This window comes from Acidovorax sp. 99, assembly GCF_003096455.1.
In the GTDB taxonomy this organism is placed as follows: Bacteria; Pseudomonadota; Gammaproteobacteria; order Burkholderiales; family Burkholderiaceae_C; genus Acidovorax; species Acidovorax delafieldii.
In genome coordinates this window covers 4,782,022-4,806,470 of sequence record NZ_QEKU01000001.1, presented here as the reverse complement: position 1 = coordinate 4,806,470, position 24,449 = coordinate 4,782,022, and the positions used below count along the sequence as shown (strand labels likewise).

Here is a 24,449-nt window from a genome sequence, read left to right as displayed (position 1 = left end):
CATGAGCAGTCCATCCACCGCGCCCCGTCCCAGCGTCATGCAGCTGGCCATCAAGGAAAAGGCCGCGCTTTATGCCGCCTACATTCCCTTTTTCGCCGAAGGGGGCATCTTTGTGCCCACCCAGCGTGACTACAAGCTGGGCGACGATGTGTATGTGCTGCTGACCTTGCCGGACGACACCCAGCGCTACCCCGTGGCAGGCCGCGTGGCCTGGGTCACACCCGCCCGTGCCGCAGGCAACCGCACCCAGGGCGTGGGCATCCAGTTCCCCAAGGACGAAAAATCCCGCCAGCTCAAGGCCAAGATCGAGGAATTGCTGGGAACTGCGCTGGGCTCAGACCGTCCTACCCAGACGATCTGACCGCGACGCCGCCGCCCCCGTGCCGACCCGCGCTGGCTGGTCGGCTTTTTTGTTTTTCATCACATGTTCACTGATTCGCACTGCCACCTCAACTTCCCGGAACTGGTCAGCCAGCTGCCCGCCATCCGCCAGGCCATGGCCGAGGCGCAAGTCACCCGGGCCCTGTGCATCTGCACCACCATGGAAGAGTTCGAGGGCGTGCACGCCCTGGCCCTGGCCCATGAAAACTTTTGGAGCACGGTGGGCGTGCACCCCGACAACGAGGGCGTGACGGAGCCCAGCGTGCAGGATCTGCTGGACCGCGCCGCTCTGCCCCGCGTGGTGGCGATTGGCGAGACCGGCCTGGACTATTACGGCATGGAAGACCGCAAGGGCGGGCGCAGCATTGCCGACCTGGAATGGCAACGCGACCGTTTCCGCACCCACATCCGCGCAGCGCGGGCCTGTGGAAAGCCGCTCATCATCCACACGCGCAGTGCGTCCGATGACACGCTGGCCATCCTGCGGGAAGAGGGCGAGGATGGCGCAAGCAACCAGGCGGGCGGCGTGTTCCACTGCTTTACCGAGTCCATGCAGGTGGCGCGCGCCGCGCTGGATCGGGGCTACTACATCTCGTTCTCGGGCATCGTCACCTTCAAGAGCGCGCAGGAACTGCGCGACGTGGTGGCCTTTGTGCCGCTGGACCGCATGCTCATCGAGACCGATAGCCCCTACCTGGCCCCGGTGCCCTACCGTGGCAAGACCAACAACCCGTCGTATGTGCCCCATGTGGCCCGGCAGGTGGCCGAGACCAAGGGCCTGGCGCTGGAGGTGGTGGCAGAGGCTACCAGCCGCAATTTCGACCGCTTGTTCCCGGAGGTGACGGCATGAGCCTGCAACGACGTTCTGCCCTGGCTGCTGTGGCGCTGGGCCTGGTGTCTGCCCGGGCTTGGGCCGGTGCCTATGAAGATTTTTTTGTGGCCATCCTGCGCGATGACGGGGATGCAATCACTGCGCTGCTGCGCCGGGGGTTTGATCCGAATACCCGTGATCCCAAGGGGCAGGTGGCGCTCACGATTGCCCTGCAAAACGGCGCGAACAAGGCCGTTGCCGCGTTGCTGGCATCCCGTCGGCTGAATGTGGAGGCCCGCAATGCCAAGGACGAAAGCCCGTTGATGATGGCTGCCATCAAGGGCAACGTGGAGGCCGTCAAGGCGCTCATCGCGCGCGATGCAGATGTCAACAAGACGGGCTGGACCCCGCTGCACTACGCCGCGTCGGCAGGTTCGCCGCAGCATGCGGTCATCATTGGGTTGCTGCTCGAAAACCACGCCTACATCGACGCAACATCGCCCAACGGCACCACGCCGCTGATGATGGCGGCGCATTACGGCTCGACCGAGGCCGTGCAACTGCTGCTGGACGAAGGGGCTGACCCCACGCTCAAGAACCAGCTGGGCTTGACCGCCGCTGATTTCGCCTTGCGCGTGAGCCGTACCGAGTCTGCGGAGAGAATCGCTGCGGCTATTCGGAAGCGCCAGCCCAACCGGGGCAAGTGGTAGCCAAGGCTGGCGACAGCAGCACATTGCGGGCTGGTGCAAAGAGGGCCGTCGGGACTGGTTGGAAGTCAGCGAAGGCCAGCGCCGGTCGTGCCTCGCCTAGTTACTCGGCGATGGTCCCTGTGCCCGATGCGGCGCGTGTCTGCAGCCGCGCATACAGCCCACCCTGCGCCATCAGCTCGCTGTGGGTGCCTTGCTCGGCGATGCGCCCGCGCTCCATCACCACGACGCGGTCGGCATGCTCGATGGTGGACAGCCGGTGTGCAATGACCAGGGTCGTGCGGCCCTGCATCAGGCGCTGTAGGGCCTCTTGCACCAGGCGTTCCGATTCGGTGTCCAGGGCAGACGTCGCCTCGTCCAGGATGAGGATGGGAGCGTCCTTGTACAGGGCCCGTGCAATGGCCAGCCGCTGACGCTGCCCACCTGACAACTGCGTGGCGTTGTGTCCCACCACCGTGTGGATGCCCTGCGGCAGACCTTCTACATGCTCCGCCAGGTTGGCGGCAGCCAGGCATTCCCGCACCCGGGTTTCGTTCACGGCCTGGCCCAGCGCCACATTGGTGGCAATGGTGTCATTGAACATCACCACGTCTTGGCTCACCATGGCAAATTGCGACCGGAGGGAGGGCAGGTCCCAGTCCGGCAAGGCATGCCCGTCGACCGCGATGGTGCCCGCCGAAGGCATGACAAAACGCGGGAGCAGGTTGACCAGCGTGGTCTTGCCGGCGCCAGAGGGCCCCACCAGTGCCACGATCTCGCCCGGGGCCACCTGCAGGTTGACCCCGTCCAGGGCGGGGGCGTGATCGGCGCCAAACGATGCAGTGACATTGCTCAGCGTGAGTGCGCCTTGCACGCGGTCCTTGCGGTAGATGCCACCAGTTTCTGCGCCCGTGTCGCCCAGCAGCCCAAGGCCGCGTTCCAAAGCTGCTACACCCCGGGTCACGGGGCTCGCCACATCAGCCAGGCGCCGGATGGGCGCGATCAGCATCAGCATGGCCGTAATAAATGACACAAACCCGCCCACGGTCACGTCCTTCGTATCGACCGCACCCCGGCTCTGCCAGAGCGCAATGCAGATCACCATCGACAGCGCAGCGGCGGCCAGCAACTGGGTCAGCGGTGTCATCGCTGCGGAGGCGATGGTGGACTTGATGGCCAGGCGGCGCAGGCTGCGGCTCAAGTCGGCAAAACGCTGCGCTTGCCCGCCTTGCGCGCCATGCAGGCGCACCATACGATGCGCCAGCACGTTTTCTTCGACCACATAGGCCAGCTCGTCCGTGGCCTGCTGGCTGCTTTTGGTCAAGTGATACAGCCGCCGCGACAGGGTCTTCATGATCCAGGCGACCCCCGGAACAACGACGGCAACAATCAGTGTGAGCTGCCAGTTGAGGTACAGCAAATAGACCAGCAGCGCGACCAGCGTGAAGCCATCGCGCGACAGGCCGAGCAGGGCCTGCACCAGCAACGTGGCACCGGTCTGCACTTCATAGACCACGGTGTTGGAGAGGGCGCTGGCCGACTGGCGCGCAAACAATCCCATTTCTGCGGCCAGAACACGATCAAACAGCGCCTGACGCAGTGTCAGCATGCCTTCATTGGCGATGCGCGCCAGTGCATATTGACCCACAAACTGGGCTACACCGCGGACGAAGAAAACCCCCAGAATTGCCAGGGGCACCATCCACAGCTGCAAGGTGCCTTGGGTAAAGCCCTTGTCCAGCAGCGGCTGCAGAAGGGCAGGGATCAGGGGTTCGGTGATTGCGCCCACCAAGGTTGCAACAATGGCCAGACTCCAGGCCATTCGCTGGTCGCCAAAGTACACCGACAGCCGCTTCAGGCGCGCCATCAAGGTTGTGGGGGGAGTAGGGGCTGAGGCAGGCTTGGTGCCCGTGTCGGTGGCTTGCATGTCGCCCGGATTCTACGTTTGTGCCGTGCGCAGCCTTTCCGGCAGGGTGTGTCGCGCACAGTTTGTCACAGGGGGCTCGCCGCTGTGTGTAACATTCGGGTTTGCCCTTTCGGCACTTGTTCGGCCACTGCTGGATGCCAATGACCACAGATCGAATCTCCCAACACCCATCTTCTGCAGCTCCGCTGCTTCCCCTGCGCCGCCAGTTGCTGGCCGCACTCATCGCCTCACCATCCATTCCAGCGCTTGCTCAATTCCGTGTGGAAGTCACCGGCGTTGGGCTGACCCAATTGCCCATCGCCATTGCTCCGTTTCGGGGCGAGGCGCAATCGCCCCAAAAAATTGCGGCCATCGTCCAGGCCGACCTGGAGCGAAGCGGGCAGTTCCGCGCCATTGACGCCTCCGGCGCAACGCTGGACGAAACCGCGCGGCCAGACGTCGCACTGTGGCGCCAGAAAAGTGCGGATTCACTGGCCACTGGCAGCGTCACGCGTTTGGCTGATGGGCGTTTTGATGTGCGGTTTCGTTTGTGGGATGTGGTCAAGGGCCAAGACCTGGGCGGACAGAGTTTTGTGGTCACGCAGGGCGACCTGCGCCTGGTGTCGCACCGCATTGCCGACTTCATCTACGAAAAGCTCACGGGTGAGCGCGGTATCTTCTCGACGCGCATTGCCTATGTGACCAAAACCGGCCCCCGTTACAGCCTTTGGGTTGCGGATGCCGACGGCGAGAACGCCCAGTCCGCACTGTCCAGCCCCGAGCCCATCATCTCGCCTGCATGGTCGCCCAACGGGGGGCAACTGGCCTATGTGTCGTTTGAGTCGCGCAAGCCGGTTGTTTATGTGCACGATGTGGCCACAGGTCGCAGGCGCCTGATCGCGAACTTCCGTGGCTCCAACAGTGCGCCAGCCTGGGCGCCGGATGGCCGTACGCTGGCAGTCACGTTGAGCCGCGATGGCGGCTCGCAGCTGTACACCATTGATGCCAACGGCGGCGAGCCGCGCCGTCTGATGCAAAGCGCAGGCATCGATACCGAGCCTGTGTTCTCGGGCGATGGCCGCAGCATTTTCTTTGTGAGCGATCGGGGCGGTGCCCCGCAAATCTACAAGGTGGGTGCGTCCGGTGGCAATGCGGAGCGCGTGACCTTCACTGGCACCTACAACATCTCGCCCAGCGTGAGTCCCGACGGTCGCTGGCTGGCCTACATCTCCCGCGTGGGTGGCGCATTCAAGCTGCATGTGATGGATCTGTCCACGGGCACCGTCAATGCGGTGACAGATACGACGGCGGACGAAAATCCCAGCTTTGCGCCCAACAGCCGGCTCATTGTTTACGCGACCCAACAGCAGGGCCGTGAAGCCCTCATGACCACAACCCTGGACGGCAAGATCAAGGCGCGTCTCGCCGGTCAGGCGGGCGACATCCGCGAGCCGGACTGGGGCCCGTTCCAAAAGCAATGAACTTATCTGCACTTTCAGTTATCAAGCCTTCAGGAGAAATTTGGATGATGAAACGTATTACCCTTGCCCTCACCGTTGCCGCTCTCGTGGCGGGCTGCAGCTCTGGCGTGAAGCTGGATGACGTGCCGGTCGAAGACAAAAATGCCACCTCCACCATGGGTGGAGCCAACAACGGTGCCAACTCCGGCAATACCTCGCAAAGCGGCGTGGCGGGCGTGGACCTCGGCCAGTCCGGCCGTGACGGTGCAGGCCCCGTGGGGGTCGCGCGCGTCGTGTACTTTGATTACGACAGCTACGTGATCAAACCCGAGTTCCAGTCGCTGATTGAAGCGCATTCCCGCTTCATCAAAGCGGCCCCCAACCGCAAGGTCATGATCGAAGGCCACACCGATGACCGTGGTGGCCGCGAGTACAACCTGGCACTGGGCCAGAAGCGTGCAGAAGCCGTGCGCCGTTCGCTGGGCTTGCTGGGCGTGCCTGACAGCCAGGTCGAGGCCGTGAGTTTTGGCAAGGAAAAGCCTGCAGCCCAAGGCGCTACCGAAGATGCACGCGCCCAGAACCGCCGCGCTGAACTCTCGTACCGTTGATGACATCCGCTGCACCGGTTTTCTCGTTGCGGGCGCTGGTCACGGTGGCACTGCTCGCCGTGTCGATGTCTTCTGCCCATGCCGCCATCTTTGAAGATGGCGAAGCGCGACGGGCTATCCTGGAGATGCGACAGCGCGTTGATGGTCTGCAGTTGTCTCAGCAGCGCTCTGCCGAAGAGGTGCGCAAGCTGGGCGAAGAAAACGCTCAGTTGCGCCGCAGTCTGCTGGATTTGCAGACGCAGATCGAGACCTTGCGTGCCGAGCAAGCCAAACTCAACGGCCAGAACGAGCAGCTTTTGCGCGATGTCGGTGAACTGCAGCGTCGGCAGAAAGACATCGCGCAGGGTGTGGATGAGCGATTGCGGCAGTTCGAGCCTATCAAGGTCAATGTGGATGGCCGAGATTTCCAGGCAGATCCTGCCGAAAAGCGGGATTTTGAGGCGGCTCTGGCTGTCTTTCGCTCCGGCAAATTCCCTGATGCAAGTGTCGCTTTCGCGGGCTTTGTGCGGCAGTATCCGCGCAGCGGCTACGTGCCCTCTGCCCGTTTCTGGTTGGGAAATGCCCAGTACGCTACGCGTGAGTACAAGGAAGCCATCGGCAATTTCAAGCAAATGCTGACCGACGCCCCCATGCACGCCCGTGCGCCCGAGGCAGCTCTGTCCATCGCCAATTGCCAGATTGAGCTCAAAGACACACGCACCGCGCGCAAGACACTGGAAGACCTCATCCGGGCTTATCCGCAGTCTGAGGCCGCTGTGGCCGCTAAAGAACGCCTGTCGCGGCTCAAGTGATGGCGGGTGATGTGGCTTTTGCCTCGCAGGCTGCGCCAGATGGTGGTGCGGAGCACGCTTCGGAGCGCCGCTTTGGTGGGCTTCAGCGGCTCTACGGAGTGCAGGGCGCAGCCAGAATTCGCTCCGCGCACGTGGCCGTGGTTGGTATTGGTGGAGTCGGGTCGTGGGCCGCAGAGGCCCTGGCGCGTAGCGGCGTCGCGCAAATTACCCTGATCGACTTGGACCATGTGGCTGAATCCAACATCAACCGACAGATCCATGCGCTCACCGATACGGTGGGACAGGCCAAGGTTTTGGCCATGCGTGATCGCATCGCACAAATCCACCCGGACTGCATCGTGCATTGCGTGGAGGAGTTTGTGGAGCCTGGAAACTGGCCTGCCTTGCTGCAAACGCCCGTAGACGCTCTCATTGATGCCTGTGACCAGATCAAAGCCAAAACTGCACTGTCCATATGGGCGCAGGCCCACGGGGTGCTGCACATCACCGTGGGTGCAGCAGGGGGCAAGCGGTATGCGCACAAGGTGGATGTGGATGATCTCGCACTGACCACCCATGACCCGCTGTTGGCCCAAATGCGCTATCAGCTGCGCAAACACCACGGCGCACCGCGGGAGGGCAAGAAGATCGGGGTCACCTGTGTTTTCAGCCGTGAGGCCGTAGCCCCGCCAGATGCTTCCTGCAATATCGATGGCGATGGTTCTTTGAACTGCCACGGCTACGGCTCGGTGGTCGCTGTGACCGCGACCTTCGGCCAATGTGCCGCAGGCTGGGTGCTCGATAAACTTGCAACCAATTCCAAATCGGCTGGAAAAAAGACGCTATAATTCAAGGCTTTGCAGCAATCGACACGATAGCTGCAATCGGTCGGGACGTTAGCTCAGTTGGTAGAGCAGCGGACTTTTAATCCGTTGGTCACAAGTTCGAATCTTGTACGTCCTACCACCCGATTCAAAGCGCATCATTGAATGTGTGTTCAGCCAAAAGCCTCCCTTGGGAGGCTTTTGTTTTTGGCGGCCATTTAAAGCGCCAGTCAAAGGCCATCGATGCCCCTGACTGGTAAATGTGGCCGAGGCTGGAGGGGATCACCGGGTGGGTGCGTCCATCTCCGGCGGTGGTGAAAAAAGGTCCCAGCTGGCCATGAACAGTGCAGCTATCACTGGACCGATTACAAACCCCGTGAGTCCGAACAAGGCCATGCCGCCCAGTGTAGAGATCAGCACGATGTAGTCGGGCATCTTGGTGTCTTTGCCCACCAGAATGGGGCGCAGGATGTTGTCCACGAGTCCGATCACGCAGATGCCGAATGCAGTCAGCACCACGCCTTGCCACACAGCGCCGGTTGCCAGAAAGTAGATGGCCACAGGCACCCAGATCAGCCCGGCGCCCACGGCTGGCAAAAGGGACAGGAAGGCCATGAGCACCCCCCACAGCACCGGTCCCTGGATGCCCAAGATCCAGAAAATCATGCCGCCCAGCGCGCCCTGAGAAGCCGCCACCACAATGTTGCCTTTGACCGTGGCACGGATCACGGTCGTGAATTTACCGACCAGCTGGCGCTTGTGCGCTTCTTCCAGGGGGGTGGCCTGCCCGATACGCTGTGCCAGACTGGCTCCGTCTCGCAGCAGGAAGAACAACAGGTACAACATGATGCCGAAGCTGACAATGAACTCCAGGGTGTTTTGACCGATGCTCAGCGCCTGTGTCGCAACGAATTGACTGGCCTGTACCGCGAAGGACGAGAGCTTTTGCTGCAGCTCGCCGACGCTGGTAAGTTGGAGGCGGTCAAGCAGGCCGACAGCCCAAGCTGGCAGTGCAGCAATGACCTGCTGCAGGTACAGCCCAAAATTGATTTGACCTGAGCGCACCCGTTCGTAGATTGCGGTGGCCTCCTGAATGAGCGACACCGTGATGGCCGTCATCGGCAAGATCACCACCACAAGGCACAAACCGAGTGTGCATAAGGCCGCGAGCGTGGGCCGCTTGGGCATTTTTCGCAGCAGTTTGCGGTGCAGTGGGGCAAAAAGAATGGAGAGGATGACGCCCCAGAAAACGGCTCCGTGAAACTGCCACAGGATCGCACCGAACGCGACGGTGACGAGGGTGAGCAGCAGCAAAAAGGCTTTGTCCTGGAGGTGTTGATGCGGCATGGAGTGGGGTTTGCAATGGGATACCCGGAATGTACGCGAGGCGTCGATCAGCGCGGCTTCTTGCGCTGCGCGGCGATGGTCTGGATCCACTTTTTGGGGGTGGACTTCGGTTCGGTGGCACAATGGCGCCCGTACCAAGGCCCTTCCCCAGCCACAGTCGCATCCGCCAACCGGTTCAGCCGTGTCGCGGAAGGTTTCTCAACCAGCTAATGCTTTCCCAAGGAAAGCGGAGGTCAGCGGAATATGAGCGATACGACATCCGTCTATCAAGCCTACCAAGGCAACACCTACCTCTTCGGCGGCAATGCGCCCTATGTCGAAGAGATGTACGAGAACTATCTCGCCAATCCCGGTAGCGTGCCAGATACGTGGCGCGAGTACTTTGACGCGCTGCAGCATGTCCCCGCCGTGGATGGCAGCAACGCCAAAGACGTTCCCCATCTGCCTGTCATCAATGCCTTTGCCGAGCGTGCCAAGCAAGGCGGCACCAAGGTCGTGGTTGCGACGGGCGCCGACTCTGAACTGGGCCGCAAGCGTACCGCCGTTCAGCAGCTGATCGCCGCTTACCGCAATGTGGGTCAGCGCTGGGCCGACCTGGATCCGCTCAAGCGCACAGAGCGTCCCGCAATTCCTGAACTGGAGCCTTCGTTCTACGGTTTCAGCGATGCTGATCAGGAAACTGTGTTCAACACCAGCAACACGTTCTTCGGCAAAGAGTCGATGACGTTGCGTGAACTCATCAACGCGCTGCGTGAGACCTATTGTGGCTCCATCGGCGCTGAATACATGTACGCCACCGACCAGAACCAGAAGCGCTGGTGGCAGGAGAAGCTGGAAAAGATCCGCAGCAAGCCCAGCTTTGGTGCTGACAAGAAAAAACAAATCCTTGACCGCCTGACGGCTGCTGAAGGGCTGGAGCGCTTCCTGCACACCAAGTACGTGGGTCAGAAGCGCTTTTCGTTGGAAGGCGGCGAAAGCTTTATTGCTGCGATGGATGAACTCATCCAGTCTGCAGGCGCCAAGGGCGTACAAGAAATCGTGATCGGCATGGCCCACCGGGGCCGCCTGAACGTGCTGGTCAACTCGCTGGGCAAGATGCCCAAGGACCTGTTCGCTGAGTTCGATCACACCGCTCCCGAAGACCTGCCTGCGGGTGACGTGAAGTACCACCAGGGCTTCAGCTCGGATGTGACGACCCCCGGCGGTCCGGTTCACCTGTCGCTGGCATTCAACCCCTCGCACCTGGAAATCGTGAACCCCGTGGTCGAAGGCTCTGTGCGTGCTCGCATGGACCGCCGTGCCGATCCACACGGCAAGCAGGTTTTGCCAGTGCTGGTGCACGGTGACGCCGCCTTTGCAGGCCAAGGTGTCAATCAGGAAACTCTGGCGCTGGCCCAGACCCGTGGCTACTACACGGGTGGTACGGTGCACATCATCATCAACAACCAGATCGGCTTCACCACGTCCGATCCACGTGACACCCGCTCCACGCTCTACTGCACCGACATCGTCAAGATGATCGAGTCGCCCGTACTGCACGTGAACGGTGATGATCCGGAAGCCGTGGTGTTGGCGACTCAGCTTGCGCTTGAGTTCCGCATGGAGTTCAAGAAAGACGTGGTGGTGGACATCATCTGCTTCCGCAAGCTGGGCCACAACGAGCAGGACACCCCGGCTCTGACGCAGCCGCTGATGTACAAGAAGATCGGCGCACACCCCGGCACACGCAAGCTGTACGCCGATAAGCTGGCGGCGCAGGGTCTGGGCGAGTCACTGGGCGACGACATGGTCAAGGCCTACCGCGCTGCTATGGATGCGGGCAAGCACACGGTCGATCCCGTGCTGACCAACTTCAAGAGCAAGTACGCGGTGGACTGGAGCCCGTTCCTGGGCAAAAAGTGGACTGATGCTGGAGACACGGCTATTCCTCTGGCCGAGTGGAAGCGCCTGGCTGAGAAGATCACCACCATCCCCGAGAGCGTGACGCCGCATCAGTTGGTGAAGAAGGTGTATGACGACCGCGCGGCCATGGGCCGTGGTGACATCCCTGTGGATTGGGGCATGGGTGAGCACATGGCATTTGCCTCGCTGGTGGCCAGCGGCTATCCCGTGCGCCTGTCCGGTGAAGACTGCGGCCGCGGCACGTTCACGCACCGCCACGCCGTGATCCATGACCAAAAGCGCGAGAAGTGGGACATTGGTACCTACGTGCCGCTGCAGAACGTGGCCGACAACCAGGCCCCGTTTGTTGTGATCGACTCCATTCTGTCCGAAGAAGCTGTCCTGGGCTTCGAGTACGGCTATGCGTCGAACGACCCCAATACACTGGTGATCTGGGAGGCGCAGTTCGGCGACTTCGCCAATGGCGCCCAAGTGGTGATCGACCAGTTCATCGCCTCCGGCGAAGTGAAGTGGGGCCGGGTAAACGGCATCACCCTGATGCTGCCCCACGGCTACGAAGGCCAGGGCCCAGAGCACAGCTCTGCCCGCCTGGAACGCTTCATGCAACTGGCTGCCGACGCCAACATGCAGATCGTGCAACCCACTACGGCCAGCCAGATCTTCCACGTGCTGCGTCGCCAGATGGTGCGTGATCTGCGCAAGCCGCTGATCATCATGACGCCCAAGTCGCTGCTGCGTAACAAGGATGCGACCTCGCCGCTGTCCGAGTTCACCAAGGGCAGCTTCCAGACGGTGATTCCCGAGCAGGATGAAGCCATCGTCAAGAAGGCGGCCAAGGTCAAGCGCGTGATCGCATGCTCTGGCAAGGTTTACTACGACCTCGTGAAGAAGCGCGCAGAGAAGGAAGCCGACGATGTGGTGATCCTGCGCGTCGAGCAGTTGTACCCCTTCCCGCACAAGGCGTTTGCCGCTGAACTGAAGAAGTACCCCAACGCCACCGACGTGGTGTGGTGCCAGGACGAGCCGCAAAACCAGGGTGCCTGGTTCTTCGTGCAGCACTACATCCACGAGAACATGCTCGAAGGCCAGAAGCTGGGCTACTCCGGCCGCGCAGCTTCCGCATCGCCAGCCGTGGGTTACTCGCACCTGCACCAAGAACAACAAAAGGCGCTGGTGGACGGCGCGTTTGCCAAGCTCAAGGGTTTTGTCCTGACCAAGTAAGGCCAGCTGCGACCCGACAACAGAACAAAACCCCATTCCGAAAGAATTGATATGGCTATCGTAGAAGTCAAAGTCCCCCAGCTGTCCGAATCCGTGGCTGAAGCCACCATGCTGACCTGGAAGAAAAAGGCCGGTGAGGCCGTGGCGGTGGACGAGATCCTGATCGAGATCGAAACCGACAAGGTCGTGCTCGAAGTGCCCGCACCGTCCGCTGGCGTGTTGGCTGAAATCATCCAGGGCGACGGCGCCACGGTGGTGGCCGACCAGCTCATCGCCAAGATCGACACCGAAGGCAAGGCTGGTGCCGCGGCTCCTGCTCCGGCAGCAGCAGCTCCTGTTGCCGCCGCAGCGCCTGTTGCCGCACCCGCTGCTGCCGGTGGCTCCAAGGGCGATGTGGCCATGCCTGCCGCCGCCAAGCTGCTCGCCGACAACAACCTGTCTGTGTCGGCCGTGGCCGGTTCGGGCAAGGATGGCCGTGTGACCAAGGGTGATGTGCTGGCCGCTGTGGCCGGTGGCGCCAAGGCTGCCGTGGCAGCCCCCAGCGTGATCCCCACCGGTGTGCCCTCCAAGACACTGCCCCAGGTGGCAGCGCCCGCTGGCAAGGAAGACCTGAGCGGCCGCCCCGAGCAGCGCGTGCCCATGAGCCGCCTGCGTGCCCGCGTGGCCGAGCGTCTGCTGCAGTCGCAATCGACCAACGCCATCCTGACCACGTTCAACGAAGTGAACATGGCTCCGGTGATGGACCTGCGCAAGAAGTTCCAGGACAGCTTCACCAAAGAGCACGGCACCAAGCTGGGCTTCATGTCCTTCTTCGTCAAGGCTGCTGTGCATGCCCTCAAGAAGTACCCTGTGCTGAATGCATCGGTGGACGGCAACGATATCGTCTACCACGGCTACTTCGACATTGGTATCGCTGTGGGCTCGCCCCGTGGCCTGGTGGTGCCCATCCTGCGCAATGCAGACCAGATGAGCTTCGCCGACATCGAGAAGAAGATTGCCGAGTTCGGCAAGAAGGCTGCGGAAGGCAAGCTGGGCATTGAAGAAATGACCGGTGGCACGTTCTCCATCTCCAATGGCGGCACGTTCGGTTCCATGCTGTCCACCCCCATCATCAACCCGCCCCAGTCGGCTATTCTGGGCGTGCACGCCACCAAGGATCGCGCCGTGGTCGAAAACGGCCAGATCGTGATCCGCCCGATGAACTACCTGGCCATGTCCTATGACCACCGCATCATCGACGGCCGCGAAGCCGTGCTGGGCTTGGTGGCGATGAAGGACGCGCTGGAAGACCCATCGCGCCTGCTGTTCGACATCTGATCCCCTGACTGTATCGACCCACCCGCGTGGCCCGGCCTCTGGTCCTGCCCGCCGGTGGGTCTTTCTCCAACTGACTGAACGAGATTTCCCATGAGCAAACAATTTGATGTGATCGTCATCGGTGGCGGCCCCGGCGGCTACATCGCCGCCATCCGCGCCGCCCAGCTGGGCTTCAATGTCGCGTGCATCGACGAATGGAAGAACGAAAAGGGTGGCCCCGCACCGGGCGGCACTTGCACCAACGTGGGCTGCATTCCCTCCAAGGCCCTGCTGCAGTCGTCCGAGCATTTCGAGCATGCCAACAAACACTTTGCCGAGCATGGCATCACCGCCACTGGCGTCAAGATGGACGTGGCCAAGATGATTGCCCGCAAGGACACCGTCGTGAAGCAGAACAACGACGGCATCCTGTACCTGTTCAAGAAGAACAAGGTCAGCTTCTTCCACGGCCGTGGCTCGTTCGTGAAGGCTGCCGAAGGCGGCTACGAGATCAAAGTGGCAGGTGCCGCTGAAGAGACGCTGACCGGCAAGCAGATCATCATCGCCACCGGCTCCAACGCCCGTGCGCTGCCCGGCACGCCGTTCGACGAAGAACTGGTGCTGTCCAACGATGGCGCGCTGCGCGTTGGCGCCGTGCCCAAGAAGCTCGGCCTCATCGGCTCGGGCGTGATCGGCCTGGAAATGGGCTCGGTCTGGCGCCGCCTGGGTGCTGAAGTCACCATCCTCGAAGGTCTGCCCACTTTCCTGGGCGCGGTGGATGAGCAGATCGCCAAGGAAGCCAAGAAGGCCTTCGACAAGCAGGGCCTGAAGATCGAGCTGGGCGTGAAGGTCGGCGAGATCAAGACCGGCAAAAAGGGTGTGAGCATTGCCTACACCAACGCCAAGGGCGAAGCACAGTCGCTGGACGTGGACAAGCTCATCGTCTCCATCGGCCGCGTGCCCAACACCATCGGCCTGAACAACGAAGCGGTGGGCCTGCAGCTCGACGAGCGCGGCGCCATCGTGGTGGATGCTGACTGCAAGACCAATCTGCCCGGCGTTTGGGCGGTGGGCGACGTGGTGCGCGGCCCTATGCTGGCCCACAAGGCCGAGGAAGAGGGCGTTGCCGTGGCCGAGCGCATTGCCGGCCAGCATGGTCATGTCAACTTCAACACCATCCCCTGGGTCATCTACACCAGCCCCGAGATCGCCTGGGTGGGCCGCACTGAGCAGCAGCTCAAGGCCGACGGCGTCAAGTACAAGGCGGGTAGCTTCCCGTTCCTGGCCAATGGCCGCGCACGTGCGCTGGGCGACACCACCGGCATGGTCAAGATGCTGGCGGATGCCGAGACCGACGAGATCTTGGGCGTGCACATCGTGGGTCCACAGGCCAGCGAGCTGATCTCCGAGGCCGTGGTCGCCATGGAGTTCAAGGCCAGCAGCGAAGACATCGCACGCATTTGCCATGCGCACCCCAGCTTGAGCGAAGCCACCAAGGAAGCAGCGCTGGCGGTGGATAAGCGCACGCTGAACTTCTGATATTGGGTCTCAATCGGCTGAAAGCGCATGATTAACATGCGCTTGCAGCTATCAATTTTGTAGTATCAGAGCAACCGCAAAGTGACCGTCAAACAGGCTTACCTGGCCGAGCTGGCCGCCAAAGGCTATCAAAGCGACCCCGCCCAGCTGCGAGCAGTGGAAGCCCTGCAGCGCTGTGCTGACGAGTGGGCCCGGTACAAGGCTCGGCGCTCCAACGCGATCAAGAAGCTGATCAACCGCCCGGAGATTCCCCGCGGTGTCTACATGTATGGCGGGGTGGGGCGCGGCAAGAGCTTTTTGATGGAGTGCTTTTTTGACGCTGTTCCCCTGAAGCGAAAGGTGCGCCTGCACTTTCACGAATTCATGCGTGAGGTGCATCGCGAACTGGCGGCCCTTCAGGGCACGGTCAATCCGCTGGATGTGTTGGGCGAGCGCATTGCCAAACGCTACAAGCTCATCTGTTTTGATGAGTTCCACGTGGCGGACATCACGGACGCGATGATCCTGCACCGATTGCTGGTGGCGTTGTTCGACAACGGCGTTGGCTTCGTGACCACTTCCAATTTCAAGCCTGACGACCTTTACCCCGGTGGCTTGCATCGCGACCGTATCTTGCCCGCCATTGCACTGCTCAACGAGCGGCTGGAGGTGGTCAATGTGGACAACGGCACCGACTACCGCCGGCGTACGCTGGAGCACGTAAAGCTGTATCACACGCCACTGGGCGCAGAGGCGGATGCCGAGATGAACCAGGCGTTCGACCAACTCGCTGAAGTGCACGATGAAGACCCCGTGCTGCATATCGAGGCGCGCGAAATTCGCGCCCGTCGCAAGGCTGGCGGGGTGGTGTGGTTTGACTTCAAGACACTGTGTGGTGGTCCTCGATCGCAAAACGACTACCTGGAAATTGCAACGCAGTTCCACACGGTGTTGCTGTCCGATGTTCCTTACATGCCTGTGAGCATGGCGTCGCCTGCGCGGCGCTTTACCTGGCTGGTGGATGTGCTCTATGACCGCCGGGTCAAACTCATCCTGTCGGCGGCTGTGCCGCCCGAGCAGTTGTATACCGAAGGGCCTTTGGCTCACGAGTTTCCGCGCACAGTGTCCCGGCTCAACGAGATGCAGTCCAAGGAGTTTCTGGCGCTAGAGCGCCGCATGGTGGATACGGGGTTGACATGAACAAGACCGGTGGTCGCTTTTTGGCGGTAGTGCTGGCGCTGGCTTGCTCAACACTGCCTGTGCTGGCCGTCCCGGCCTGGGCCGCGACGGGGGAAAAAGTAGATCCCGCATCCGCGTCGGCCGCAGCACATCGCAAAGTGGAGCGTGACCGAATCAAAATGGAGCGCGAGGCACTGACGGCCCGGCGGCAGCAGGATGAGGCGGTGTGCTACCAACGTTTTGCCGTGGAGGATTGCTTGCGCAGCGTGCGTGCCAAGGCACGGGAGTCCCACGACCGATTGCGTGCGCAGGAAATTGAACTCAACGATGCCGAGCGCAGGGAGAAAGCGGCGGAGCGCCTGCGGGCCATTGAAGACAAGCAAATGGCCGTACCGCCAGCGAGCAAACGCGCTGACGCGCAGGTTCGCAAGCCATCCGCCGATCCGGATGTTGCCAAGGCACAGCGGGACCAGGACGCACACCAACGCGCGCAGCAACAAAATAGCCGTGCCCAGGTTCAGGCCAGTGAACAGGCGGCCCGCGCTGCGGGGACTGCCGAGCGCGCTGCCCAATCGCGTGCCAAACATACCCAGGCGCTCCAAGCGGCGGAGGAGCGCCGCGCGCGGGTCGAAAAATCTCAAGCTGATGCCCTGGCTCAGGGCCGCAAGCCTGCAGCGCCCTTGCCAGCGCCTGCTGCTTCTGCGCCTCGCTGAGTTTGGAAGGGCCGCTGAGCCAAGCAACCAGTGGCTGAGTGGTTGACGATAGGGTATCGGCGACTATCTGCTGGTTGCTCGATGGGTTCGCGTTCACCCGTCGATACACCGATGGGTGGTGCAGACAAGGCCCTCAGGGCCGACCCGTGTCCAGCGGCGTCAGGCGCGCAATCTTTTTCTCTTCGGCCAGGGCTTCGATCTTGACGACCACCAGCGACAGGTTGTCGCCGCCTCCGCGTGCCCGGGAGCGGGCTTTTTCAATCAGGAACTCCGTCGCTTCGCGGGGCGACAGCGAATCGACCACCGATGCCAGTTCGGTGGGAGAAAAGTAGTGCCAAACCCCGTCGCTGCAGGCCAGCAAGACATCGCCCGGCTGAAGTTGGGGAATGACGTGGGTGGTGATGGGCGGATCGCTCTCTGTGCCCAGGCAACCCACCAGAATGTTGGAATGAGGATGGTTGTTGGCCTCTGCTTCCGTCAGCTCACCCCGGTCCACCAGGGCTTGCACATAAGAGTGGTCGCTGGTGCGGAATGCCAGCCGTGAGCCTTGAAAGTGGTAGATGCGCGAGTCGCCCGCATGCACCCAATGGCAGTCGCCCCGGGGATTGATGAGAAACGCAGCGATGGTGCTGTGAGGTTCCTGCTCTGCCGATATGGCCGTCAACCGGATAACGATGTGGGCCTCTTCAACCATGTTCTTGAGCATTGCCACCGGGTCATCGGTGTCGGGCGAGTACCGCTCGAACAGTTGCCGTGCTGTCATCATGACCTGGTCTGATGCCTTGCGCCCCCCGCTGCGGCCGCCCATCCCGTCGGCAACCACACCCAGAACGCAGCCGTTGTGCCGCTCGTGGGAGATCAGGGCCACCTGGTCTTGCTGGTATTCGCGGTCACCCTTGTGGATGCCGGTGGAGGCGATGAGGCGAAACGCTTTGGTCATGCTGCAGATTGTGGGGGCGCCTACGCGAACGCCTGTCGTGGAAAGCGGGCCAAGCGCGTATTATCCGCCCGCCTGTGGCATTTTTGCCATGCCCACGGCCTCCTGCCTTGAAACCCAGCCTGCACTCTCCCCACCGTCAGTTGATCGAGCTGCGCATGGAACATGCCGATCTCGACGCACTCATCGACCGGTGTAAGCCCGAAGCGGCACCCGACGAGCTTACCCTGCGCCGTCTCAAAAAGCGCCGACTCGTGTTGCGTGACGCGATGGAGCGGCTGGAGCGGCAACTTCAACCGCAAGAGCCCGCCTGATGTCACTGGAGGCCATGGTGCCCGAGGTGTTTGCCCCCGATGGTGTGCTGGCGAGGGCTGATGGGCATTTTCAACCGCGTGACGGTCAGACCCAGATGGCCATTGCGGTGGCCCAGGCCATTACAGAGGGAGGGGCGCTGGTGGTGGAGGCAGGCACCGGAGTGGGCAAGACCTTTGCCTACCTAGTGCCGGCCTTGCTGAGTGGCGAGCGGGTGCTGTTGTCTACGGCCACCAAGGCCTTGCAAGACCAGTTGTTCGCCCGCGATCTGCCCCGCTTGGCGCACATCCTGGGACTGCCCGTTCGCATGGCCCTGCTCAAGGGGCGCGCCAGTTACTTGTGCCTGCACCGCATGGAGCAGGCACGGCACGATGCTCAGGCCCTGGACCGAGGCGTCGCCCGCGTGCTGGCCAAGGTGGAGGAATGGTCGCGCCAGACCGTATCCGGCGATCTGGCCGAGCTGACAGGGTTGGACGAGCGATCGCCCGTGATCCCCCTGGTCACCTCGACGCGTGAGAACTGCCTGGGGTCTTCCTGCCCGCGCTTTCGGGAATGCCATGTTCATCGGGCGCGGCGCGAGGCGTTGGCGGCGGACATCGTGGTCATCAATCACCATCTGTTCTTTGCGGATGTGGCGGTACGCGAGTCAGGCATGGCCGAGTTGCTGCCGACGGTGCGTGTGGTCGTTTTTGATGAGGCCCACCAGATCAATGAGACTGGCGTGCAGTTCTTGGGTACGCAGATTTCCACGGGGCAATGGATGGACTTTGCCCGTGACCTTTTGATAGCCGGGCTGCAGCATGCGCGCGGTCTGGCTGACTGGACAGGCCTGGCGCAGCTTCTGGAGTTGTCTGCACGGGACCTCCGTCTGGTCGTGGGCACCGCTGCTTTCCAGGGACAGAATGGCATTTCGGGAGGGGGCAGATTGCGCTGGACGGAGGAGGCTCCCGAAGGTGTCTCGGGCGCCGTATGGCAGTCCGCGCTGCGCGCACTGGCCTTGGCGTGTGCACAGGCGCTGGAGGCCCTGGACACCGTGAGCGAAATGTCCCCCGATCTGGAGCGCCTGTACGAACGGGGCAGTGCACTATTGGCCCGGCTGGCCAGGTTTTCAGGCCCGTGCCAGGCCGATGCGGTGCGTTGGCTCGATGTGGGCAACCAGTTGCGCCTGATCGAGTCCCCGTTGGACATTGCAGACGCCATGCGTACCCGGATTCTGGCGTCGCCCGCTGAAACCTCGGACGGCGAAGCTTGGCCCGAGGAGCCTGGCGCAAACGCCGGCAGGGCGTGGATTTTCACCTCTGCGACCCTCGGTGCGGACGAGGCGTTGACTTGGTTCACCGAACGAGCTGGGCTCACGGATGCTCGCATCCTTCGGGTGGCCAGCCCCTTCGACTATGCGCGACAGGCGGCTTTGTATGTGCCGCGCCAGTTGCCGTCGCCTGCAGATCCGTCCCACAGCCGTAGCGTGGCTGACTGGGTCGCACTGGCCGCCGAGCCGCTGGGCGGGCGCACGCTGGTGCTGACCACCACGCTCAAGGCCTTGCGCACCATTGGCGACGCACTCAAAGCACGTTGGCAGGCTTCAGGCACGTTGGAGGTGCTGGTGCAGGGCGAGTGGCCCAAGCGGCGCCTGATGGAGCGTTTTCGCGAGGGGGCATCGCACGGGCGGCCGGGTTGTGTGCTGGTGGCTTCGGCGTCCTTCTGGGAGGGGTTTGATGTGCCAGGCGATGCTCTGCAACTGGTGGTTATCGACAAGCTGCCTTTTCCGCCCCCGGGAGATCCATTGGTGGAGGCGCGCACCCAACACATCGAAATGGCCGGTGGCAAAGCGTTCACTGCCTACGCTCTGCCAGAGGCGGCGGTGGCACTCAAGCAAGGTGCCGGGCGTTTGATCCGGCATGAAGCGGATCGGGGTATTTTGGTGGTGGGCGACACGCGCCTCATCAAGATGGGTTATGGCAAGCGCTTGCTGGCGGCTTTGCCCCCCATGCGCAGGCTGGAATCGCCCGAAGAGTTTCAGTCTGCGCTGATGGCGCTTACCAAACCTTCCACCACGGATCCGACTTGCCTTTGACGCCGCCATTCAGATAGGCGCTTTGAGGGTAGGACTTGTCCATCACGCGGCGTGCATCGTCCCGCAGCTGGGTCATTCCGAGCGCGTCGTACGACTGGATCAGGATGTACAACGCCTCTTCCAGCGCGGGCACGCCCTGGTAGTCTGCCAATGCGACCTGCGCGCGACTGATGGCAGCCACATAGGCGCCACGCTGGAAGTAGTACCGCGCCACATGCACTTCGTATTGGGCCAGCGAGTTGACGATGTAGGTCATGCGCTGGCGCGAGTCCTGCGCATAACGGGACTCAGGAAAGCGTGTGACCAGTTCGCTGAATGCTTCAAAGGAGTCTTTGGCCGCCTTTTGGTCACGCTCTGATAGATCCTGGCGCGAGATAAATGAGAACAGACCCAAGTTGTCGTTGAAGTTGACCAGGCCCTTCAGGTACAGCGCATAGTCCAATGCAGGGCTGGCAGGGTGCAGCTTCATGAAGCGGTCCAGCGTTGCGACGGCTTGCGCCTTTTCGCCCGCCTTGTAGTGGGCATAGGCTTTGTCAATCTGGGCCTGCTGTGCCAGTGGCGTGCCTGCCGCACGGCCTTCCAGTTTCTCCAGCAGAGGAACGGCCTTGTCATACGCCCCGCTGTTCATTTCGTCCTGGGCTTCCGAGTGGATGCGATTGGGACTCCAGCCTGCCGTTTTATCAACTGTGGTGCTGGAGCAGCCAACCAGCAAACCAGCCAGCAGCAGGGCGGAAACAAGGGGCAGTGGGGCACGCAGCATCGCAAGCAGCTTTCAGCAAAGAAGGAAAAAGGTGCACAAAGAATGGCCCGAGGGTTCAGTCATAGGGGAGTGCGCTTGGCGTACTCGTCACGGAAGCCTTCGGCGCCATTTCGGGCACGAAAAAGCATTGTACTGGTGGCGCCAGCAGCGCCAAGGCGCTGCCGACGCAAGTCCTGTTGGAGAGTCGCAGGGGTTTCTACAATGCCTGCATGTTTGTTCATTTGCGCCTGCACACCGAGTTCTCCGTCGTTGACGGTACCAATCGCATCGACGAGGTGGCCAAAGCGGCCGCCAAGGACGGCCAGCCCGCTCTGGCCATCACCGATCTCAATAACCTCTTCGGGGCGATCAAGTTCTACAAGGAAGCGCGAGGTAAAGGTGTCAAGCCCATCTTGGGTGCAGAAATCTTTCTTGAAGGCGAGGCGGGAGGTGTCCCATCGCGCCTTATCCTCCTGGTGCAGAGTCGCCAGGGGTATCTGAATCTGTCGGAGCTGCTGGCCCGGGCCTGGACGCGCAATATCGTCAAGAACCTGGCGCTGAGCACTTGGACTTGGCTGGAAGAGCTGTCAGAGGGATTGATTGCCCTGTCTGGCGCGCAGGCGGGCCCGGTAGGGCAAGCGCTGATGAAGGGGGATGAGTCAGGTGCCGCCGACGTTGCGTTGCGCTTGGCGGGCATTTTTCCGCACCGGTTTTACATCGAGCTGCAACGGGCTGGCCGAAACGACGATGAAGCCCATGTGGTGGCAGCCGCTCAGCTTGCTGCCCGGTTGAACCTGCCGGTGGTGGCGACCCACCCCGTTCAGTTTGCCGAGCCCGATGATTACGAGGCCCACGAGGCGCGAATCTGTATCGCCGAGGGGGAAATCCTGGCAAACCCGCGTCGTGTCCGCAAGTTCACCCGCGACCAGTATTTCAAGTCCTCGGCGGAGATGGAGGCCTTGTTTGCCGACCTGCCATCGGCCATCGCCAATACGGTCGAGATTGCACAACGCTGCAACCTGACCCTGGTGCTGGGCAAGCCGCAGCTCCCGGATTTTCCGACGCCCAACGGCATGCCCATCGACGAGTATTTCCGCTACGCGTCGTTTGAAGGGCTGGAGGAGCGCCTGAAACATCTTTTTCCTAACGAAGCTGAAAGGGACAAGGAGCGCCCGCGCTATGTCGAGCGCCTGGAGTTCGAGCTGGGCACCATCCTCAAGATGGGGTTCCCGGGCTACTTTCTGATCGTGGGTGATTTCATCCAGTGGGCGAAGCAGAACGGCTGCCCAGTGGGGCCCGGCCGTGGCTCCGGCGCCGGTTCGCTGGTCGCTTATGCGCTAAAGATCACTGACCTGGACCCGCTGCAATACAACTTGCTGTTCGAGCGATTCTTGAACCCGGAGCGCGTGTCGATGCCCGACTTCGACATTGACTTTTGCCAATCCAACCGCGACCGGGTGATTGACTACGTCAAGGACAAGTACGGCAAGAACGCCGTGAGCCAGATCGCTACCTTCGGCACGATGGCGGCCAAGGCGGCCATCCGCGACGTGGGCCGGGTCATGGACATGAGCTACACATTTTGTGATGGCATCTCCAAGCTGGTGCCAGGCAAGCCGGGCATGTCCTACACCCTGGCCTATCCGCCTGAGGTGAAAAAGGACGGCGACAAGAACAACTATGCGCTGGAACTGGAGCCCATGCTCTACGAGCGCGTGCGCAAGGAAGAAGACGTCAAGACCGTCATCGAGATGGCACAAAAGCTTGAGGGCATGACACGGAACATCGGCATGCATGCCGGTGGCGTTCTGATCGCGCCTGGCAAGCTCACCGATTTTTGTCCGCTGTACCAGCAGCCGGGCAGCGAATCCGCCGTGAGCCAGTATGACAAGGACGACGTGGAAGCCATCGGCTTGGTGAAGTTCGACTTCTTGGGGCTTGCCACGCTCACCATTCTGGAAATTGCGCGCGAGTTCATCATGAAGCGGCACAAGGGCCAGGAGAATTTTGCGTTCGAGAATATTCCCCTCGACGACGGGCCCACTTATCGGCTGTTCTCTGAGGGTAAGACCGAAGCAGTGTTCCAGTTTGAAAGCCGCGGCATGCAGGGTATGTTGAAAGAGGCGCGCCCCAGTCGGCTGGAAGACCTCATTGCCTTGAATGCGTTGTACCGACCGGGGCCTATGGACCTGATTCCCAGCTTTGTGAACCGCAAACATGGCAAGGAAGAGGTCATCTACCCCCACCCGCTGGTAGAGCCGGTGCTGGCCGAGACCTACGGCATCATGGTGTACCAGGAGCAGGTGATGCAGACCGCCCAGGTGCTGGGCGGATATAGCTTGGGCGGCGCCGACATGCTTCGGCGTGCCATGGGGAAAAAGAAGGCCGAGGAAATGGCCGAACACCGCGCCATTTTCCGCAAGGGTGCAGCGGAGAAAGGCATCAGCCAGGAGAAGGCCGACGAGGTGTTCGACCTGATGGAGAAGTTCGCGGGCTATGGCTTCAACAAGTCACACGCGGCTGCTTACTCCCTGCTGGCGTACCACACTGGCTGGCTCAAGGTGCACTACACGGCCGAGTTTTTCTGCGCCAACATGACCGTGGAAATGGACGACACCGACAAGCTCAAGGTGCTGTTCGAGGATGCACACAAGATGGGGCTGTCGTTCGAGCCGCCGGACGTGAATCGGGGCTTTTATCGGTTTGAACCAGTCACCGACAAGATCATCCGTTACGGTCTGGGGGCGGTGAAAGGCACTGGACAGCAGGCGATCGAAGCGATCGTCGCGGCCCGTGAAGGGCGCGGTGAAGGCCCCCAGGGTTCGACCAAAGGGCCCTTCAAAAGTCTGTTTGACTTCTGCGTGCGAGTGGACAAGGCCCGCATGAACAAGCGCACAGTCGAGGCCCTGATCAAGGCGGGTGCCTTTGATTCGATCCATCTCAACCGGGCGGCCCTGGTGGCCTCTATTGATCGGGCCTTTGACTTTGCCGCCGCAACGCTGGCCAACGTCAACCAGGGCGGCTTGTTTGACATGATGGGTGACGATGCCCATGGCTCCAGTACCCAGGAGCCCGATCTGGTGGACGCAACGCCCTGGGGTATCAAGGAGCGGCTTACGCTGGAGAAAACCGCCGTCGGGTTCTACCTGTCTGGCCATCTTTTTGATGAAGTGGCCACCGAGGTGCGCCGCTTTGTGCGCACCCAGATCGATGAGCTGCTTGACAGCCGTGAGCCCCAGATACTCGCCGGCATCATCAGCGACTTTCGGGTCATCAACGGGCAACGCGGGAGGCTGGGACTCTTCAAGCTGGACGACAAATCCGCTGTGATTGAGGCTTCTGCCGATGAGGCGTTGCTCAATACCTACCGCAATCAGCTCAAGGAAGATGAGTTTGTAGTGATGATGGGCCGGCTGCAGCTGGACCACTTCAGTGGCGGTCTGCGCGTCAAGGTGCAGCAGGTGTGGGACCTGGCGGGCGCGCGCTGCCGGTTTGGCAAATACCTGCATGTGACCGTGGGTGATAAGGCGCCAGATGTGCCGCGCTTGGTGCGCGAGTTTCCGCCGTTGCGCGAAGAGGTCGCCGAAGGGGAGTTGGTGCACGGGTTGCGCGTGCGCATGGGCGTGCGCTGCCAGTCGGACGATGCTGCCGCAGTGGCAGAGTTGCAACTGGGTGAAAACGCGCGTTTCTATCCCAGCGATGCTGCATTGGCGGCATGGACCGCCCAAGTGGGGGCCGGTGCCGCCAATGTGGTGTACGAGTGAT

19 protein-coding genes and 1 tRNA gene are annotated in these 24,449 nt (G+C 61.8%); 16 read left to right on the top strand and 4 right to left on the bottom strand.

Annotated elements, in window-relative coordinates; all coding sequences use genetic code 11:
- The first annotated feature begins 1 nt into the window (after position 1).
- The 3 genes from C8C95_RS22080 to C8C95_RS22070 all read left to right on the top strand — a co-directional run bounded on the left by C8C95_RS22080 (position 2) and on the right by C8C95_RS22070 (position 1,902).
- A complete protein-coding gene (locus C8C95_RS22080) occupies positions 2-361 on the top strand; it encodes a PilZ domain-containing protein (RefSeq protein WP_015013859.1) in 360 nt (119 codons plus the stop codon).
- 63 nt (positions 362-424) lie between these two features.
- A complete protein-coding gene (locus C8C95_RS22075) occupies positions 425-1,231 on the top strand; it encodes a TatD family hydrolase (protein ID WP_116750001.1) in 807 nt (268 codons plus the stop codon).
- Positions 1,228-1,902, top strand: a complete 675-nt coding sequence (locus C8C95_RS22070; protein WP_116750000.1) for an ankyrin repeat domain-containing protein — start codon at positions 1,228-1,230, stop codon at positions 1,900-1,902. Before C8C95_RS22075 ends, C8C95_RS22070 begins: the two co-directional genes overlap by 4 nt.
- Positions 1,903-2,002: 100 nt before the next feature.
- Here C8C95_RS22070 and msbA read toward each other — a convergent pair whose 3' ends face one another.
- Positions 2,003-3,805 carry a lipid A export permease/ATP-binding protein MsbA gene (gene msbA, locus C8C95_RS22065; protein WP_116749999.1) on the bottom strand — a complete coding sequence of 601 codons (1,803 nt, stop codon included), beginning with the start codon at positions 3,803-3,805 and terminating at the stop codon, positions 2,003-2,005.
- 140 nt (positions 3,806-3,945) lie between these two features.
- Here msbA and tolB point away from each other — a divergent pair, with 140 nt between their 5' ends.
- The 5 genes from tolB to C8C95_RS22040 all read left to right on the top strand — a co-directional run bounded on the left by tolB (position 3,946) and on the right by C8C95_RS22040 (position 7,588).
- Positions 3,946-5,265 (top strand): Tol-Pal system beta propeller repeat protein TolB, encoded by a 1,320-nt coding sequence (gene tolB, locus C8C95_RS22060; protein WP_056063403.1) that lies wholly within the window; start codon positions 3,946-3,948, stop codon positions 5,263-5,265.
- A gap of 44 nt (positions 5,266-5,309) precedes the next feature.
- Complete coding sequence (gene pal, locus C8C95_RS22055; RefSeq protein ID WP_099730420.1) at positions 5,310-5,852, top strand: peptidoglycan-associated lipoprotein Pal; 543 nt, start codon at positions 5,310-5,312, stop codon at positions 5,850-5,852.
- 65 nt (positions 5,853-5,917) lie between these two features.
- Positions 5,918-6,643, top strand: coding sequence for a tol-pal system protein YbgF (ybgF, locus tag C8C95_RS22050; RefSeq protein WP_243415796.1), 726 nt, complete (start codon positions 5,918-5,920; stop codon positions 6,641-6,643).
- Positions 6,640-7,470 carry a tRNA threonylcarbamoyladenosine dehydratase gene (locus C8C95_RS22045; RefSeq protein WP_116749997.1) on the top strand — a complete coding sequence of 277 codons (831 nt, stop codon included), beginning with the start codon at positions 6,640-6,642 and terminating at the stop codon, positions 7,468-7,470. The genes ybgF and C8C95_RS22045 overlap by 4 nt, the downstream gene beginning before the upstream one ends.
- Before the next feature lie 42 nt (positions 7,471-7,512).
- Positions 7,513-7,588 (top strand) — tRNA-Lys (locus C8C95_RS22040).
- Positions 7,589-7,728: 140 nt separating this feature from the next.
- Here C8C95_RS22040 and C8C95_RS22035 read toward each other — a convergent pair.
- Positions 7,729-8,793 carry an AI-2E family transporter gene (locus tag C8C95_RS22035; RefSeq protein ID WP_116749996.1) on the bottom strand — a complete coding sequence of 355 codons (1,065 nt, stop codon included), beginning with the start codon at positions 8,791-8,793 and terminating at the stop codon, positions 7,729-7,731.
- A gap of 243 nt (positions 8,794-9,036) precedes the next feature.
- On the opposite strand from C8C95_RS22035, the gene C8C95_RS22030 reads away from it, so the two are divergent.
- The 5 genes from C8C95_RS22030 (at position 9,037) to C8C95_RS22010 (ending at position 16,622) form a co-directional block, all read left to right on the top strand.
- Positions 9,037-11,916, top strand: coding sequence for a 2-oxoglutarate dehydrogenase E1 component (locus tag C8C95_RS22030; protein WP_056063390.1), 2,880 nt, complete (start codon positions 9,037-9,039; stop codon positions 11,914-11,916).
- A gap of 51 nt (positions 11,917-11,967) precedes the next feature.
- The gene (odhB, locus tag C8C95_RS22025) at positions 11,968-13,233 is read left to right on the top strand and encodes a 2-oxoglutarate dehydrogenase complex dihydrolipoyllysine-residue succinyltransferase (RefSeq protein WP_056063386.1); all 1,266 of its coding nucleotides are present in this window, start codon (positions 11,968-11,970) and stop codon (positions 13,231-13,233) included.
- A gap of 90 nt (positions 13,234-13,323) precedes the next feature.
- Entirely contained in the window at positions 13,324-14,751 is a 1,428-nt protein-coding gene (gene lpdA / locus C8C95_RS22020; protein WP_116749995.1) for a dihydrolipoyl dehydrogenase, read from the top strand.
- Between the two features lie 81 nt (positions 14,752-14,832).
- A complete protein-coding gene (gene zapE, locus C8C95_RS22015) occupies positions 14,833-15,930 on the top strand; it encodes a cell division protein ZapE (protein ID WP_116749994.1) in 1,098 nt (365 codons plus the stop codon).
- Positions 15,927-16,622, top strand: a complete 696-nt coding sequence (locus C8C95_RS22010) for a hypothetical protein (protein WP_116749993.1) — start codon at positions 15,927-15,929, stop codon at positions 16,620-16,622. The genes zapE and C8C95_RS22010 overlap by 4 nt, the downstream gene beginning before the upstream one ends.
- Before the next feature lie 133 nt (positions 16,623-16,755).
- On the opposite strand, the gene C8C95_RS22005 is transcribed toward C8C95_RS22010, so the two are convergent.
- Entirely contained in the window at positions 16,756-17,562 is an 807-nt protein-coding gene (locus tag C8C95_RS22005; protein WP_056063373.1) for a protein phosphatase 2C domain-containing protein, read from the bottom strand.
- Between the two features lie 107 nt (positions 17,563-17,669).
- Between C8C95_RS22005 and C8C95_RS22000 the strand changes: the two genes are divergently transcribed.
- Both C8C95_RS22000 and C8C95_RS21995 read left to right on the top strand, forming a co-directional pair.
- The gene (locus C8C95_RS22000; RefSeq protein ID WP_108499247.1) at positions 17,670-17,873 is read left to right on the top strand and encodes a YdcH family protein; all 204 of its coding nucleotides are present in this window, start codon (positions 17,670-17,672) and stop codon (positions 17,871-17,873) included.
- Complete coding sequence (locus C8C95_RS21995) at positions 17,873-19,945, top strand: ATP-dependent DNA helicase (protein WP_116749992.1); 2,073 nt, start codon at positions 17,873-17,875, stop codon at positions 19,943-19,945. The genes C8C95_RS22000 and C8C95_RS21995 overlap by 1 nt, the downstream gene beginning before the upstream one ends.
- On the opposite strand, the gene C8C95_RS21990 is transcribed toward C8C95_RS21995, so the two are convergent.
- Positions 19,908-20,705, bottom strand: coding sequence for an outer membrane protein assembly factor BamD (locus tag C8C95_RS21990; RefSeq protein ID WP_056744462.1), 798 nt, complete (start codon positions 20,703-20,705; stop codon positions 19,908-19,910). The genes C8C95_RS21995 and C8C95_RS21990 overlap by 38 nt on opposite strands.
- 209 nt (positions 20,706-20,914) lie before the next feature.
- Between C8C95_RS21990 and dnaE the strand changes: the two genes are divergently transcribed.
- Entirely contained in the window at positions 20,915-24,448 is a 3,534-nt protein-coding gene (dnaE, locus tag C8C95_RS21985) for a DNA polymerase III subunit alpha (protein WP_116749991.1), read from the top strand.
- Position 24,449: the final 1 nt, after the last annotated feature.

What these genes read in the sequence shown, in the direction of transcription:
- C8C95_RS22005 (WP_056063373.1), bottom strand. Translation starts at nt 17,562, where the DNA reads ATGACCAAAGCGTTTCGCCTCATCGCCTCCACCGGCATCCACAAGGGT.
- tolB (WP_056063403.1), top strand. Translation starts at nt 3,946, where the DNA reads ATGACCACAGATCGAATCTCCCAACACCCATCTTCTGCAGCTCCGCTG.
- dnaE (WP_116749991.1), top strand. Translation starts at nt 20,915, where the DNA reads ATGTTTGTTCATTTGCGCCTGCACACCGAGTTCTCCGTCGTTGACGGT.
- C8C95_RS22070 (WP_116750000.1), top strand. Translation starts at nt 1,228, where the DNA reads ATGAGCCTGCAACGACGTTCTGCCCTGGCTGCTGTGGCGCTGGGCCTG.
- C8C95_RS22030 (WP_056063390.1), top strand. Translation starts at nt 9,037, where the DNA reads ATGAGCGATACGACATCCGTCTATCAAGCCTACCAAGGCAACACCTAC.
- ybgF (WP_243415796.1), top strand. Translation starts at nt 5,918, where the DNA reads ATGTCTTCTGCCCATGCCGCCATCTTTGAAGATGGCGAAGCGCGACGG.
- C8C95_RS22075 (WP_116750001.1), top strand. Translation starts at nt 425, where the DNA reads ATGTTCACTGATTCGCACTGCCACCTCAACTTCCCGGAACTGGTCAGC.
- msbA (WP_116749999.1), bottom strand. Translation starts at nt 3,805, where the DNA reads ATGCAAGCCACCGACACGGGCACCAAGCCTGCCTCAGCCCCTACTCCC.
- C8C95_RS21995 (WP_116749992.1), top strand. Translation starts at nt 17,873, where the DNA reads ATGTCACTGGAGGCCATGGTGCCCGAGGTGTTTGCCCCCGATGGTGTG.
- lpdA (WP_116749995.1), top strand. Translation starts at nt 13,324, where the DNA reads ATGAGCAAACAATTTGATGTGATCGTCATCGGTGGCGGCCCCGGCGGC.
- C8C95_RS22035 (WP_116749996.1), bottom strand. Translation starts at nt 8,793, where the DNA reads ATGCCGCATCAACACCTCCAGGACAAAGCCTTTTTGCTGCTGCTCACC.
- C8C95_RS22080 (WP_015013859.1), top strand. Translation starts at nt 2, where the DNA reads ATGAGCAGTCCATCCACCGCGCCCCGTCCCAGCGTCATGCAGCTGGCC.
- C8C95_RS22010 (WP_116749993.1), top strand. Translation starts at nt 15,927, where the DNA reads ATGAACAAGACCGGTGGTCGCTTTTTGGCGGTAGTGCTGGCGCTGGCT.
- odhB (WP_056063386.1), top strand. Translation starts at nt 11,968, where the DNA reads ATGGCTATCGTAGAAGTCAAAGTCCCCCAGCTGTCCGAATCCGTGGCT.
- pal (WP_099730420.1), top strand. Translation starts at nt 5,310, where the DNA reads ATGATGAAACGTATTACCCTTGCCCTCACCGTTGCCGCTCTCGTGGCG.
- C8C95_RS21990 (WP_056744462.1), bottom strand. Translation starts at nt 20,705, where the DNA reads ATGCTGCGTGCCCCACTGCCCCTTGTTTCCGCCCTGCTGCTGGCTGGT.